General features: G+C 36.4%; 17 protein-coding genes and 1 riboswitch. Of the genes, 6 read left to right on the top strand and 11 right to left on the bottom strand.

The genetic code is table 11. The annotated features are described in order from the left end of the window. Positions 1–3: 3 nt before the first annotated feature. Positions 4–2,040 (bottom strand): flagellar assembly protein A, encoded by a 2,037-nt coding sequence (locus NLW78_RS02640; RefSeq protein ID WP_254495288.1) that lies wholly within the window; start codon positions 2,038–2,040, stop codon positions 4–6. A gap of 95 nt (positions 2,041–2,135) precedes the next feature. Next, positions 2,136–2,221, bottom strand: a riboswitch (cyclic di-GMP riboswitch). Positions 2,222–2,672: 451 nt separating this feature from the next. Here NLW78_RS02640 and NLW78_RS02635 point away from each other — a divergent pair. Further along, positions 2,673–3,041, top strand: a complete 369-nt coding sequence (locus tag NLW78_RS02635; RefSeq protein WP_254495286.1) for a hypothetical protein — start codon at positions 2,673–2,675, stop codon at positions 3,039–3,041. Positions 3,042–3,110: 69 nt separating this feature from the next. Here the strand turns inward: NLW78_RS02635 and NLW78_RS02630 are convergent, their stop codons facing one another. Genes NLW78_RS02630 through NLW78_RS02605 form a run of 6 tightly spaced genes read right to left on the bottom strand, consistent with a single transcriptional unit; the run spans position 3,111 to position 4,963 of the window. Continuing rightward, positions 3,111–3,488 carry a VOC family protein gene (locus tag NLW78_RS02630; protein WP_254495284.1) on the bottom strand — a complete coding sequence of 126 codons (378 nt, stop codon included), beginning with the start codon at positions 3,486–3,488 and terminating at the stop codon, positions 3,111–3,113. A 59-nt stretch (positions 3,489–3,547) separates the two neighbouring features. Further along, entirely contained in the window at positions 3,548–3,862 is a 315-nt protein-coding gene (locus NLW78_RS02625) for a YbjQ family protein (RefSeq protein WP_254496080.1), read from the bottom strand. Further along, positions 3,843–4,046 (bottom strand): hypothetical protein, encoded by a 204-nt coding sequence (locus tag NLW78_RS02620; RefSeq protein ID WP_254495281.1) that lies wholly within the window; start codon positions 4,044–4,046, stop codon positions 3,843–3,845. The genes NLW78_RS02625 and NLW78_RS02620 overlap by 20 nt, the downstream gene beginning before the upstream one ends. A 23-nt stretch (positions 4,047–4,069) precedes the next feature. Next, positions 4,070–4,402, bottom strand: a complete 333-nt coding sequence (locus NLW78_RS02615) for an alpha/beta fold hydrolase (RefSeq protein ID WP_254495279.1) — start codon at positions 4,400–4,402, stop codon at positions 4,070–4,072. Between the two features lie 58 nt (positions 4,403–4,460). Continuing rightward, positions 4,461–4,670 carry a hypothetical protein gene (locus tag NLW78_RS02610; protein ID WP_254495277.1) on the bottom strand — a complete coding sequence of 70 codons (210 nt, stop codon included), beginning with the start codon at positions 4,668–4,670 and terminating at the stop codon, positions 4,461–4,463. Then, complete coding sequence (locus NLW78_RS02605; RefSeq protein WP_254495276.1) at positions 4,667–4,963, bottom strand: serine aminopeptidase domain-containing protein; 297 nt, start codon at positions 4,961–4,963, stop codon at positions 4,667–4,669. The genes NLW78_RS02610 and NLW78_RS02605 overlap by 4 nt, the downstream gene beginning before the upstream one ends. 365 nt (positions 4,964–5,328) lie before the next feature. On the opposite strand from NLW78_RS02605, the gene NLW78_RS02600 reads away from it, so the two are divergent. Beyond that, the gene (locus NLW78_RS02600) at positions 5,329–5,766 is read left to right on the top strand and encodes a hypothetical protein (RefSeq protein ID WP_254495274.1); all 438 of its coding nucleotides are present in this window, start codon (positions 5,329–5,331) and stop codon (positions 5,764–5,766) included. A 135-nt stretch (positions 5,767–5,901) separates the two neighbouring features. Here NLW78_RS02600 and NLW78_RS02595 read toward each other — a convergent pair whose 3' ends face one another. Further along, a complete protein-coding gene (locus tag NLW78_RS02595; RefSeq protein WP_254495272.1) occupies positions 5,902–6,519 on the bottom strand; it encodes a fumarylacetoacetate hydrolase family protein in 618 nt (205 codons plus the stop codon). 335 nt (positions 6,520–6,854) lie between these two features. Then, the gene (betB, locus tag NLW78_RS02590; RefSeq protein WP_437181948.1) at positions 6,855–8,324 is read right to left on the bottom strand and encodes a betaine-aldehyde dehydrogenase; all 1,470 of its coding nucleotides are present in this window, start codon (positions 8,322–8,324) and stop codon (positions 6,855–6,857) included. A gap of 320 nt (positions 8,325–8,644) precedes the next feature. Between betB and cudC the strand changes: the two genes are divergently transcribed. The 4 genes from cudC to NLW78_RS02570 all read left to right on the top strand — a co-directional run bounded on the left by cudC (position 8,645) and on the right by NLW78_RS02570 (position 12,410). After that, positions 8,645–9,187 carry a choline uptake/conversion transcriptional regulator CudC gene (gene cudC, locus NLW78_RS02585; protein WP_254495268.1) on the top strand — a complete coding sequence of 181 codons (543 nt, stop codon included), beginning with the start codon at positions 8,645–8,647 and terminating at the stop codon, positions 9,185–9,187. Between the two features lie 61 nt (positions 9,188–9,248). Then, positions 9,249–10,265: an ABC transporter substrate-binding protein gene (locus tag NLW78_RS02580; protein ID WP_254495266.1), complete on the top strand. Its 1,017-nt coding sequence runs from the start codon at positions 9,249–9,251 to the stop codon at positions 10,263–10,265. A 99-nt stretch (positions 10,266–10,364) separates the two neighbouring features. Next, on the top strand, positions 10,365–11,216 hold the full coding sequence (locus NLW78_RS02575) for an ABC transporter permease (protein ID WP_254495265.1): 852 nt from the start codon (positions 10,365–10,367) through the stop codon (positions 11,214–11,216). 21 nt (positions 11,217–11,237) lie between these two features. Next, the gene (locus NLW78_RS02570; protein WP_254495263.1) at positions 11,238–12,410 is read left to right on the top strand and encodes a quaternary amine ABC transporter ATP-binding protein; all 1,173 of its coding nucleotides are present in this window, start codon (positions 11,238–11,240) and stop codon (positions 12,408–12,410) included. Positions 12,411–12,455: 45 nt separating this feature from the next. Here the strand turns inward: NLW78_RS02570 and NLW78_RS02565 are convergent, their stop codons facing one another. Continuing rightward, positions 12,456–13,502: a ketopantoate reductase family protein gene (locus tag NLW78_RS02565; RefSeq protein WP_254495261.1), complete on the bottom strand. Its 1,047-nt coding sequence runs from the start codon at positions 13,500–13,502 to the stop codon at positions 12,456–12,458. Positions 13,503–13,552: 50 nt separating this feature from the next. Further along, positions 13,553–14,563 carry an NADH:flavin oxidoreductase/NADH oxidase gene (locus NLW78_RS02560; protein WP_254495259.1) on the bottom strand — a complete coding sequence of 337 codons (1,011 nt, stop codon included), beginning with the start codon at positions 14,561–14,563 and terminating at the stop codon, positions 13,553–13,555. Positions 14,564–14,573 lie beyond the last annotated feature (10 nt).

Genomic DNA, 14,573 nt, shown 5'->3' with positions numbered 1-14,573 from the left:
CCGTTAGTTAATGATGATGGTTTCTTCTTCGGTTAGTCTGGCAATCACATTTGTTTTTTCTTCAAGAAATGTGTACGTCTTTGTCCCAATAACAATCGTTGTTCCATCATGAACTTTCCTCATGTTAATTGTTTGATTTTTGGGCACCATAATCGTTGTTTTCACACCGTTTTTTACGCCTACTTCACTTAACGAAACACCTTGTAAAGCATAGATTAGCCCGCCACGAACTACTCCATCGACCGTCAACTTTCCACCACAACGAATAGTCGTTTGGAAACTTCCTTGTCCTGTTATGTTTACATCACCACTACAGTAAATTGTACTGTTTATTGCATATGGGACCGTGATGGATGAGTTTGGTTCTAATGGAATTTCACTTAATTCAAATAACTCCTCTGTCCATTGTGACAATTCAGCTAATTTCGTTGTACTTTTATATTCATTTTGCACATCTAGTGAAAAAAGAGTTTCTATCGCTTTACTATGATCTAACCAAATATCTTCCAACCTATTTTTTCCTTTATTTACTACTGTAACATATTTTTTAACAATAGATGGAAATGTTTTGAACTTTTTTTCGACTAAAAGTAACAATAAAGGACGTATTCCCCGCTTTTCAAAATCAGTTGTTTTGAATGCAGCCGTTTTCGTTAACTGATTAACTGCCTGAATAATTTGTTTTAATTGGTCATTTAACACGGCAAGAATTTGATTGACTTCTGACATTAACATCGAACTTTTCCCTGCGGAAATATTACTATTCAAGATGTTTCGTTGACCGATAATTCGATAACCTGCATTCACAGTTGCTCCATTTACATTACCAAAGAGGAAGACATCTCCCTCTGCATCTACCGTCATTTCTTCATGAATTTCACCACGAATTTCTACATCTCCAATAAAACGAATGTTACCGCTGGATAAATTTACATCACCACGATGAACGAGCTTAGGTAATATGGATATTTTTTGACGTCTTCCCTGCTTAACTAAATGAGGTCGACCGTGTTCGGTGGCTACAATTCGCTCCTCATCGTCCATCAAAACAATACCCTGACCGGCTCTAAATATGATTGGCTTCGATTGTTTTGGGGGGATGGACTCACCAAATACATTTTGCCCTGGAACACCTTCACTTGGTGGATGAATTCTACCTATTATTTGGCCTTTTTGTACAGAAGGGTAAGTTTTAAAGTCACGAAAATCGACAGTTCCGTCCTCCATCTCCTTTAAGTCTTCCATTTCCTTAAGCTGCACCAACCATTCAATCCACCCATCATTACCTGGTGTAGGCTCCTTACCTGTAGCGACTGTAAATCGACCCGGTTCTGTTGTCACTAATGCTTCCTGAATTTGTTCAGCATTAATTCCGCTAGTTATACCAAGTTCATGTAACCGTTCTACAACGTTTTCATATGTTAAGTCGTTAATCAACGTTTTTGTCTCTTTTACTTGGATATGGACATTTGGAGCCGGTTCATGATCAACAATCTCTCTATCAATTTTATAGCCTGGGACGATGTTTAAAATAGTGTTCATTTTCAGGTTGTCAACTGTTATATCCCATTTCGTCCCAATTGTTTCACTCTCAGCTTCTAGCTGCAGATGGTCGGTACGCTTTATTACTGTTGTTCCCTTAACCGGCTTATAATTTTTTAGTAATGTAACGCCTTTCTCAACAGTAACCGTTGGAATTTGAGTTTCCGATTCTTGAGCATATAATTGACGATTTTGCACCCAAGCTTTTCCTTCCCAATCACTGGCTTTTTCGGAATGTTTATTTTCTCGTGACGAAGCATAACTCGGTTCATGCATCGCTGTTTGATAAGGTTGCTTAATCGTGTCATCTGCTTCTGTTGTGGCTTGCAGTTCTTGTCTTGTAAGGCGAACAATGGCTTCTCTAGAACGAAATAAACCCTTTTTTTCATATTGAACCACTTCTATATCAACTTCATTTTTGGACACGCTTAATATATGTAACCCCTTCATTATAGCGTCATCAACATCTTTACCTTTAGAGACAATGGTTTGAGCCATTTTACCGCGCTCCTTCACTATAAAACTGAACTTTTGATATAAAAAAACACCCATTCTAAAGATGGGTGATGAATGCAATCAGCATTATCCCCTTCTTCGGAGGCCCGGCGGTCATAGACTATTCATCCTTAGACCCGTAGCTTTGCGTCCTTACCTTTCGATAAGTTTGCCGTTTCGGAAAGGTTTCGTATAGTTTTCCTAATTTTATACCATAAGTGGAAAGGTGACAAGATAGAATTGAGAAATTTGTCGGTACATTAACTTCCACTTTTAGGTAAATAGGACTAGTTATATATCCTGCTTTCCTGAATTAACGATGGTGTAATAAAAAGAGAGAAACTTAATTAAAGTTACCCTTTTGAATTCCTGATGAAACCTCATTAATATATCCATGGCATCCTCGTCTTGCTCCTTTGCCATGTTCCGACAATCCTTAGTATTTCATTTTTTTCATCGAAGTAGTTAATATGATTCTCTTCCAAAAAAAGAATTCTTTTTTTATAGTACTTTTAGAAGGGTCTCTTTCCATGATATAACGAATGAATGTTTACTTATAGAAAGTTTAAAACAGGTTAGGAATGTATAAGAGTCGTTTGGGTAAGATAAGCACATAACTTGCAAGGAGGAATTCGATGAAACACGTACTAGAACAAATGCTGTCAAGGGCGAGGTCAGCATCCCACAAGTTATCAGATAATTTGAAGAATAAATTCGAACAATTAAAAAGCAATAAAGTTACCGTAAGTGATTTAGCAACCTTAATTTTACTACACCCAGAAACGAAAATAACCCGCAGTGAATACCTATCATTAGTTTTTCATGACTGTTGGTTAGTGGTGGATGACTATAAGTTATATTTAGAAACAAAAGGTGGCCGACATGAGAAAGTATTACAATGCAAAATCATTCACGATGGTAAAGTAATCTCTTCCTTTCATTCCTACAGTTCTAAATCCAAGCTAAGGGATAAAATAAAGATCCCAGATGGAATACATGTGTAGAGTGAATATAGGAAAAAAACTGCACTTTCATCACCTGTTTAACAAGTGTGTCCATATAAAGTTTTTGGTTTAGTTTCTGTCACAATTAAACTCAATAATATTTCCATTTGGATCATTAACAAAAAGTTGGTGCCATTCTGTTTGATTATCCGGTTTATTAGCATATACAATTTGGTATTGATCTAATCGACGTATCAACTCTTCCATATTCTCTACACGAATCGCTACATGACCGTCACGACTATCAATTTCTCGAGTTTCTCTATCTGTTTTACCAGCATGAACAATAATATGTATCTGAGTATTCCCTACATCGTACCATAGACCAGGGAATGGAAAATCTGGTCGGTCATGATTTTCTTTAAATCCTAAAACTTCACTATAAAAATGTCTCATCGAGTCTATATCTTTGGCAACTAACGAGACGTGATGAATACCTTTGTACATGTGATCGCTCCCTTACGATTGTAAAAGCAAATCAGGCAAATTCACTTAGTGGATTCATATTATTTAACTTTTACAGCTGTTCCATATGCAACAATCTCCGATGCTCCTGACATTATAGCTGAAGTTTGCAAACGCATACCAACGATTGCATTGGCACCGAGATCTTCCGCATTTTTTACCATTCTCCCTATCGCCAACTGTCTGGCCTTTTCAAACATATCATTATATTCCTTAATTTCTCCACCAACTATTGTCTTTAAGCTTGCCATAATGTCTTTTCCAACATGCTTTGATTGAATTGTACTTCCTTTCACAAAACCTATTACCTCTGTCATGTCTTTACCTGGGATTTCGTTAGTAGTCACGATAATCATCATCGTTTTCCTCCTTCTTTTCATCTACTCTTTCCTTAACAAACACCATTATAAGAAAGATGAAAAATACAACATTTGCCAATATTAGGGTTACTGCAATTTTAACATTAATGAATAAATAAACGAACCCTAATAGCTGCGCTGACACACATAATGTAAAAAGTATATATTTTAAGATGTTCAAGGGATATATATACCTCCTATTTCTTATTTACTAAAAGAAGCCAACCATTTTTCTAATATATTTTTCACTTTCGTACTTATTGGTTTATCAATATTTTGTAAATAATACTTTAACAATTTTTTCATTTGAATCGGTTCTTCCTGGTCTTTTAACATATGGTTTACATTTTCTAATTCATATATATCCACATTAGGTATAAGCTCTTTCACCTTTTGTAATGTTCGATAGTCTGTTTGAGCATCTTTTGTACCCGTCATAGTTAGAACAGGGCATGTGATGTTCGACATATCCGTATACAAGTCATATTCCAAATGTTCTCTCAACCATTTTGCAGGAAAAGGAAAGAACCATTGCAACTTTACAACGTCCTTATTAGTGTTTTGCACTTTATCATACAGTTTTTGGGCATTTTTTCTATTTTTTATCTATGTTAAATTTTCTAGCAATCCATCCTTCAAAACCTTTTTTATTTGTTAACTCGTTTGCTAAAAGGGATCGTTGGAAAGTAAGCATTGGGCCCATCATTCCACCTCCACCGTACAACAAAATTAATTCTGCAACATGTCCCCGGGCACAAACCGCCGTACCAATGAGTGTGCCTTCACTGTGACCGAGGACAATCACTTTGGCATCACTACATTGGGATGTTCCTTTAAGAAATGGACTGCACTCGTTGCATCATGAACGAAATCCCACAGACCTGCACGATTTGGATCTCCTCCACTTTCCCCAATACCACGTTTGTCATAACGTAGTGTAACGAATCCTTTGTCTGTTAAGAAATGGGACAGTTCCTTATACAAGTTAAAATGATACTTTTTCTTTTTGGGATTTCCATCTCGGTCATTGGGTCCTGTGCCTGGAATAATTAAAATAGCTGGTTGCTTCTTCTCCTCGTCTGTGGAAGGAACAGTCATGTACCTTTCAATTGTACATCACTAACGACAGTGACTTCTTTTTCCGTGAAATCCATTTCGTTTCTTCCTTTTTACTCTACCTTCACTAGCGAAGCGTGATTATATTAGACACTCGTTGTGCAATTTTTTTTGCTATTAATTGTTTCCCACCGTCGAGCGCTTGGCCACCATTAAAACACTCAGAACGAAGGAATCATTTTGCCATTTTATCGATTATCGTTTAACTCCAATATATATAATTATATATTCATATCATTGATTATCATTAACTATGTTTTACATTTTCTGGTTAGTTTTTGCTCTTTTTTTATATCAAAACGTTGAAAGGTTTATGGTATACTGTTTTATACATGGGAGGAATTATTATGAAAGAAGTTATTACACTAACAGCCGAATTAGTAAACGTAACTCACGACATTTTGTTAGATATATTTGGTGTATCCATGACAGATAAACAATTACACTTTTGGATTGTAGGAATTATTGGAATGATTACTTTTTTCCTTGTCTATTTTTCTTTTAAACTTATTCATAAACTGAAGTGGAGTCTTACCATTTTGGCATTTATATACACATTTACGGTCATGGTTGTCTTCGTCTTTGCTATAGAGATACAACAAGCTGTCACTAATAGAGGGAATATGGAATTTGCTGATGCAATGATTGGATTATGGGGGTTTATAGTATTCTTTTTCTTCTATGCTGTAATAGTACTATCCATTATGCTCGTCACCTATTTGGTAAAAAAGAAACGAACTAAAAAAATACAACGCTTTACAAGCAGAACTAGAGTAAAACATTGATTAAATCCTCAAACCCAAAACAGTCGATAAAGAATTGAACATCGAAAAAGGAGCTTGATTTTTCAAGCTCCTTTTTCTTAGCTTAAATCATTACATTTGTATGATTGACCACCTATAAATGTTCCCTAATAAAACTTATATATGTATTTCGCTTTCACCTAAGACAGTGTCACCCCACATTAATTGCAAATAATCCTTATGATATACAGGACCGACTCCCTCTGGTGTACCCGTAAAGATAATATCCCCTTTACTAATCCCGAAGTGTTCAGCGACATAATCAATAATGTACTGTAAATCAAATATTAAGTTTTGGATATTTCCTTTCTGAACTTGTTCCCGATTTTTAAGCAAAGTAAATGATTGCTGTTTACATTTGGCCAAACCGGGAAATGGAATGAACCTTCCAAGTAATGCAGCATTCGGGAATCCTTTTGCTAATAGCCACGGATGTCCTTGTTGTTTAAGTACTGTTTGAACATCCCGAAGAGTAAAATCAATTCCTATTGTCATTTCATCAATTAATTCATCAACGGATAACCCTTTTTCATAGGCTCGTCCTACTTTTAATACGAGTTCTGTTTCGTAATGTATTTCTCCTTTACCCTTAGGCAGTTTAATAGGATCACCGACAGCTGCAGCTAATGAATGGGTTGGTTTAGAAAATACGAGGGGCTTCGCTGGTACTGAATTGTTCAACTCTTTTGCATGTAAGACATAATTTCTGCCGATACAATAAATATTTTGAATCATTTCTATATCATTCTCCTTTTCATTTACCCATATTTCCTATTATAAATAAAAAAGCTTCGCAATCTAATGATTACGAAGCTTTTTATTTATATTCAACTATATATTTTAAGGGGGGAATACATAGATTACAATTTATCTTTTAAACTATTAGTCTAAAGTTGTCGGAGTCAGGTTATATAAACGCTTATAAATTAATCCTTCATAACCTTTTGATAAGATCTTTCTTGGGTTACCTGCTGGTTAACAGTCTTTCATCACTTCTTTTACCAGGTGTGGACCATGTCCTGTCGTTATAAGCTGATAGACTTCTTCACCTAGATCTTATTTCTATACATTTATTTAAACCAGTGAACTGGTTGTGGATCTAAGTTTGTGAAAATATGTTTTGTTTCTGTATATTCTTCTAAACCTGGTTTTCCAAGTTCACGTCCAATACCAGACTGCTTATATCCACCCCATGGTGCTTGTGCAAAATATGGATGGAAATCATTAATCCAAACAGTTCCCATACGTAATTGACTCGCAACCCTTTTTGCTTTCAATCCGTCTGTTGTCCAAACAGCACCTGCAAGGCCATAGATTGTGTCGTTAGCAAGGCTTACAACTTCTTCTTCTGATTGGAAACGTTCAACCGTTAATACTGGACCAAATACTTCTTCCTGTATAATACGCATGTCAGCAGTACAATTTGTAAATATTGTTGGTAGATAGAAGAAACCATTCTGTAGTTCGTCCTCTTCTGGACGGCTTCCGCCAACGGCAAGGGTCGCACCTTCCTCTTTTCCTAACTCTACATATTTTTCTACTTTTGCACGGTGTTCAGCAGAAATTAATGGACCAGATTGTGTACTTGCGTCAAGCCCATTTCCGAGTTTAATCTTTTTGGTTCGTTCTACTAGAGCTTCAACGAACTCATCATGAATAGAATCTTCAACTAGCAAGCGTGCTCCTGCAGAACATACTTGACCAGCGTGGAAGAAGACAGCATTAAGAGCTTGGTCTACAGCCGTTTCAAAATCTGCATCAGCAAATACAAGATTTGGATTTTTCCCTCCAAGTTCTAGTGCAATGTTTTTCACATTGTTACTAGCTGCTTGCATAATTTTCTTACCTGTTTCAATTCCACCAGTAAAGGAGATTAAATCAACATCGTTACTTTCAGAAAGTTCAGCCCCAACAGTAGCACCTGTACCTAATACAAGGTTTGCTACACCTGCTGGTACCCCAGCTTCTTCCATTAATTCCGTAACTTTAATTGTAGTTAATGGTGTGATTTCACTTGGTTTTATAACAATGGTATTTCCGGCTGCTAATGCAGGAGCGATTTTCCAAGCTGCCTGTAGCAGAGGGTAATTCCAGGGCGTAATTTGTCCACAAACTCCAACTGGCTCACGGACAATTATACTATCGGAATTAGGAATTGGAGAATCAATAACTTCCCCTCCATCTTTATCTGCCAGTCCAGCGAAATAACGGAATACTTCCGCAATATCATCCATATCTGCTTCACTTTCTATCAACGTTTTTCCCGTATCCAATGTTTCAAGCTTTGCAAGCTCTGCTTTATCTCTTTCAATCAACTGCGCAATTTTATAAACAATTTTCCCACGTTCATTTGCAGGAGTATTCGCCCAATCACCTTGATCGAATGCTTTTCGTGCAGCTTCAATTGCTACCTTTGCATCTTCCCGATTACCTTCAGGAACTTTCGCAATCACTTCTTGGTTAAATGGATTAATAATTTGGCGTGTTTCTTTAGTTAACGAATCAACCCACTCACCGTTAATAAACATTTTTTTACTAATCATATGTAGCCCCTCCGTTTAATCTTCATCTATCATTAAGTTTGTTAAATAATAATTTAACGTTTTGAACATTTTTAACTCTAACATAAGCCAATTTTTTTTGTAAACCCCTTTTATTGTAATGGTTATTTTTTAAAAATGTATTTTTCTTTTTAAATAATAAGGTAGAAAGTCGAAATTTGACGGAATTGAAGAAATATTTTTCCTTTCCCGGGTTTGACATAAACTGAAAATACGATATAGTTATGAATGTGCAATTAACAAAAAACGAAAATAACGTTAAGAATATATTTAACACATTTTACACAGGAGGTTGGAAATTGAATACAGAGGATGCACAACAAAAAATTGAACAAGCAAAAGAATTAGTCATTAGTTCCATCTCAGAAACGATGGATTTATATGGAGTAAGTTCTTCTGCCGGACGACTTTACGGTGTATTGTATTTCCAAGGTAATCCGTTATCATTAGATGACATGAAAGATGAACTCGGGATGAGTAAGCCAAGTATGAGTTCTGCAGTAAAGAAACTTCAGGAAAATGAAATGGTTCAAAAAACATGGAAAAAAGGAACAAGAAGAGATATGTATGTTGCTGAAAAGGACTTTTTCAAATCCTTTTCCAATTTCTTTTGTAAAAAGTGGGAAAAAGAAGTTGTAGTTAATTTAAAAGCTACATATAAAGCTCTTGAAATACTTGAACCTCTCCTTAATGATAATGAAGAAATAGATGAAACAACTAAAGAAGAAGCAACAACATACTATTACCAAATTAAAGAATCCCAACTCTACTATGAATGGTTACAACAACTAGTAGAAGGATTCAAATCCGGGAAGATATACGACTGTTTTCCTAAGACCTAAACTATGTTAAATTAGGCAATTGCCTAAAATATATATTCATACAAACAACAGGAGGTATTACATGTTTTTGAAAAAAACAAAAACTCTATTATTTACGGCAATATTACTAACATTAACACTAGCATTAGTCGCATGTGGGAGTGATAGTGACGCTTCAGGCAAAACAAAAGAAACGATCACTTTCGGTGAAGGTGATTGGGATAGTATCCGCGTACACAATGCAATCGCAAGTGCAATTGTAGAAAAGGGATTTGAATATGAAACAGACACAATGCCTGGATCTGAGATTGTACTGCTAACTGGTACAGCAAAAGGTGATATTGATGTATACATGGAAATATGGACTGGTAACTTTCTAGAACAATATAACGATTTTAAAGACAGCGGAGATTTAAAAGAAGTATCTGTAAACTATGATGATACAGCTGAAGGGCTATATGTACCAACCTATGTTATTGAAGGAGATCCTGAAAGAGGAATTGAACCAATGGCTCCAGACTTGAAGTCTGTTAAAGATCTACCAAAATATTGGGAGCTATTCGAAGACGAAGAGGATCCATCTAAAGGTAGAATTTACGGTTCTATTCCTGGCTGGGCAGCTGATACAGCGTTGGCTACAAAAGTAGAATCATATGGACTTGACGAAACATTTAACTATTTCCAACCTGGTTCTGCTGCATCACTAGCAACATCACTTACAACAGCAATTGAAAAAGGGGAACCATGGGTAGGTTACTACTGGGAACCTACATGGATCGCTGGAAAACATGATTTAACACTTTTGGAAGATACACCGTACAACGAAGAGGACTGGGTAAACGGCTATGAAACTGCGTTCCCATCACAAAGACTTACAGTGGCTGTAAATAGCGAGCTAGAAGAAACTGCGCCAGAGGTTACAGCATTCCTAAGTAACTATGAAACTAGTGCCGAGATTACTAATAACGCTCTAGCTTACATGCAAGAACATGATGCTACAGTAGAAGAAGTTGCAGAATGGTTCCTTGCGGAATATGAAGATGTTTGGACAGAGTGGGTTTCAGAAGATATTGCTGAAAAAGTAAAATCTGACCTGTAAGGCATCAGGAAAGAATAGCCGCTTAGTACCAAGCGGCTATTTCTTTGCAACAAAACCAAATGGAGGTGGAACTGTTACTATAAGAGGTAACAGGTTAACATGAATGAATTTCCCGAAAATTTACAGTTTGATTTAGGTAAGTATGCAGCACAGCTAGTTGATTGGCTTGTTGAAAACTTTTCAGGCTTTTTTGATACTACGACAAGCATCTTACGTTGGACATTAACCAACTTAGAAGATTTACTACTATGGTTTCCATGGTGGTCAGTGATAATTGTTGTTTTTCTACTAGGATACCGCTATACAAGTTTAATAGGAGGAATCACGTTCTCCTTCTTACTATTCCTCGTTGGAACATTCGGCTATTGGGATTTAATGATGATGACACTTGCCATTGTCATTGGATCAGTTGTTATTTCACTTATAATTGGTATACCAATTGGTATTTTTATGTCATATAGTCGTATTCTTGAGAACATTATGAAACCTATACTTGATTTAATGCAAACAATGCCGACCTTCGTTTATTTAATTCCCGCCCTAATACTATTCGGAATGGGTAAAGTACCAGCGGTATTTGCGACGATTATATATGCAGTCCCACCTGTAATACGCTTAACAAGCTTAGCCATTCAAAATGTATCAAAAGAAATGGTTGAAGCTTCGAACTCATTTGGAGCTAGCTCATGGCAAACGTTGAAAAAAGTACAGCTTCCTCAAGCACTTCCTACCATTATGACAGGAATTAACCAAACGACAATGATGGCACTGGCAATGGTTGTTATTGCTTCAATGATCGGTGCAGATGGTTTAGGAATGGAAGTACTTGTTGCCATCAACCGAATTGACATCGCACGAGGATTTGAAGCAGGTCTAGGAATCGTATTTCTAGCTATTATTATTGACCGTATTACACAAGGTATTGCGAATAAATCAAACGTATCAAAATAATCCTTAAGAGGAAGGTAGAATATGGATAAAGTACAAGTGAACAACTTAACGAAAATTTTCGGAAGTCGACCAAATACTGTTTTAAAAAAGCTGCAAAACGGTAAAACAAAAGACGAAATATTAAAAGAGACCGGGCATACTGTCGGTATTAACAACGTTTCCTTCTCAGTAAAACAAGGAGAAATGTTTGTTATCATGGGACTGTCTGGTAGTGGTAAGTCAACATTAATTCGTTGTTTAAACTTATTAAACAAGCCAACCCACGGTGAAATCAAAGTTGACGGGGATAACATTGTGGATTATCAGAAAAAAGAACTTCGTGAGTTTCGTCAAAACAAAATTTCAATGGTATTCCAACACTTTGGCTTATTTAATCACCGCGATGTTATTTCCAATGTTGAATATGGATTAGAAATTAAAAATGTTTCAAAAGAAGAACGCTATGAAAAAGCGAAAACCGCACTTGCAAATGCAGGGTTAGCCGGATGGGAACATAAGTTTCCAAATGAGCTAAGTGGTGGAATGCAACAACGTGTAGGTTTAGCAAGAGCACTTGCAAATGACCCTGATATTTTACTAATGGATGAACCGTTCAGTGCCTTAGACCCGCTTATTCGTCGGGATATGCAGCTTGAACTTATGGAACTTCAGGAAAAGTTACAAAAAACAATTATTTTTATTACCCATGATATTAACGAAGCCTTTCGCATAGGTGACCGTGTTGCAGTAATGAAAGACGGGCAAGTTGAACAAATTGGAACACCAGAAGAGATCATTGAAAACCCGAATAGCGAATATATTAGTGATTTCGTTCAAGATATTGATCGTTCTAAAGTATTGCAAGCACAAAACGTTATGACACAACCAACGGCCCTTGTTTCTATTAAAGAAGGAATTAAATCAGCGATTAAAGAAATGAAAGATAACAACATTTCTAGTGTGTTCGTCGTTGATAAGAATAGAAACTTAAAAGGACTCCTTACGATTGATAAGGCAATTGAAGGTTTAAATGAGAAGAAAAAGATGGAAGAATTATTAGACAAAAATTACATTACAACAGAACCTGAAACATACGTTCAAGATTTAATTGCCGATGCAACAGAATCAAAATACCCAATTACAGTTGTAAATGAAGATGGTAGATTATTAGGGATTGTATCAAGAGTAAGTGTTTTATCAGCTTTAATTCCTTAAAATAAGGAACAGCCGTAACATTTCGTTACGGCTGTTTTTTATATTCTATGAATAAACATTCTTCTTTTCGAGATAAACACCATTAAGCAAATCTAAGTTTTCTATTGATAAATCTCGCTTTCCATCTTCTATATCTTTAATCATTCGTAATGTTGTCTCCGTTAAACCCATTCGTACATGCTTCTTATGGCCTTTAGCAATAATTGGCTCTAAATGATACGGAACCTCTGTTTTACGTTTTCTAACGGCTAAATCACGCCATATCCCTGTCCTAGTTTTAGTATAATTTCGCAAATGTGAAACAAGAGTATCAAATTGACGATTGATGTCATCTAGTTTAGCTGTTTCTTTAGGGTATAATAACCCTGGTTCCCAATTATCAAATCCCTCTGGCTTAATTCCTTCTAAATGGGCAACTTCTAACACTTCTCTCGCCAATTCAATAAGCATATCTCGGTATTGATGAGAATCCAATATGTCCGCAATTTTTTCATTTGTTAAAGCTGTAGCTGTTAATATTGCCCCATATGCTAGTTTTCCCCATAAATAACCTTCTATATTATCTGTTGCTTTTGCATCTCCCCATACCTTTAAACGATTCACAATTTCTTCTACTCTAGGAGTTATGTCTTTGTTCAATTCTCCTATATATACTGCTCCTACCCCACCATAATGGATGTATCCTGGTCTTATGTAATCCGCAAATAAGTTTACGAAACAGCCCACTGTTCGTTCTTCACCGATGATTGCAGCTATATCTTGCTCACATAAACCATTTTGGAAGGACACTACAATAGAATGTTCATTTAGTAAATGTTGAAATTGGTTGACAGCATCTTTTGTGTGTAATGCTTTAACACAAAGGAAAACAACGTCTAATTTCACTTCTCGTTTAACCAATTCTTCTAATGTTAAAGCTTTTACTGGAACAGTAAAAACGTTGTCTTTACTCTCAATTGTTAACCCATCAGTATTCATTTTTTCCACGTGATCTTTGTCAATATCTACAAATGTAACATCCTCACCTCCTTTAACAAGGTAAGAACCAATCACACCACCTATTGCACCCGCTCCGATAATAGTAAATTTCATACTGTTTCCTCCTAACCGATCATAAAAAGGAAGGGATTGCCCCTCCCAAATTAATATGCGACATTATATACACCAGGTAACTCTAAATCTACGCCTAATTCTGTTGCCGCTTCTTTTACCCAGTAAGGATTTCTTAACATACCTTTCCCTATACAAATCATATCTGCCTGACCATTACGAATGACCGCTTCCGCTACATTCGGGTCTTCTAATTTCCCTACTGAAATAACAGGAACATTTAATTCTTTCTTATAAACTTCCGCATAACTCGTTTGATAGGCTGGGTATACTTCAGGGCGGGTCGGACAATCTCCTCCTGTACTGACATCAAATGCATCAATACCAGCATCCTTGAATTTCCGGCAATAATCTAACATTTGTTCAAACGTATAACCACCGTCCGAGAATTCAACGGCAGATACTCGTAAAATTAAAGGCATATCTTCAGGGATGACCTTTTTCACTGCACGTATCACTTCTAATGGAAACTTAGTATAATCCCCATATTCATCACTTCGTTTATTACTTGCCGGTGACATAAACTGGTGCAGCAGATAACCGTGAGCACCGTGTAATTCTATCGTATCAAAACCTGCATCCACTGCTCGCTTCGCACCATCTGCAAACTGTTTAACAATACCTCTGATTTCTTCTACCGTTAGTTCTCGAGGTACAGGACTCTCCTCGGAAAACGGAATAGCTGAAGGACCTACAATATCTCCATCTTTAATTACGGATTTACGCCCTGCATGAGCTAATTGAAGACCGATTTTTGAGCCATAACGATGGACTTCATTTACAATTTCACGAAACTTTGTCACTTGCTCATCATTATATATCCCTAAGCATTGTTCGGTAATTCTACCTCTTGGTTCTACATTTGTCATTTCTGTAAAAATAAGTCCTGTCCCGCCTATTGCTCGGGAAACTAAATGGACAAAGTGCCAATTTTCCGGAATTCCTCTTTTATTCTCGGCTTGGTACTGGCACATAGGAGATAATGCAACACGGTTAGGTACCGTTAATTTTCCTATTTGGATTTGATCAAACATACTTGGCATAAAACACACT

This window comes from Salirhabdus salicampi (genome assembly GCF_024259515.1).
Classification (GTDB): domain Bacteria; phylum Bacillota; class Bacilli; order Bacillales; family Alkalibacillaceae; genus Salirhabdus_A; species Salirhabdus_A salicampi.
Note: the sequence above shows the minus strand (reverse complement) of the source record. Positions and strands in the feature narration are given on the sequence as shown.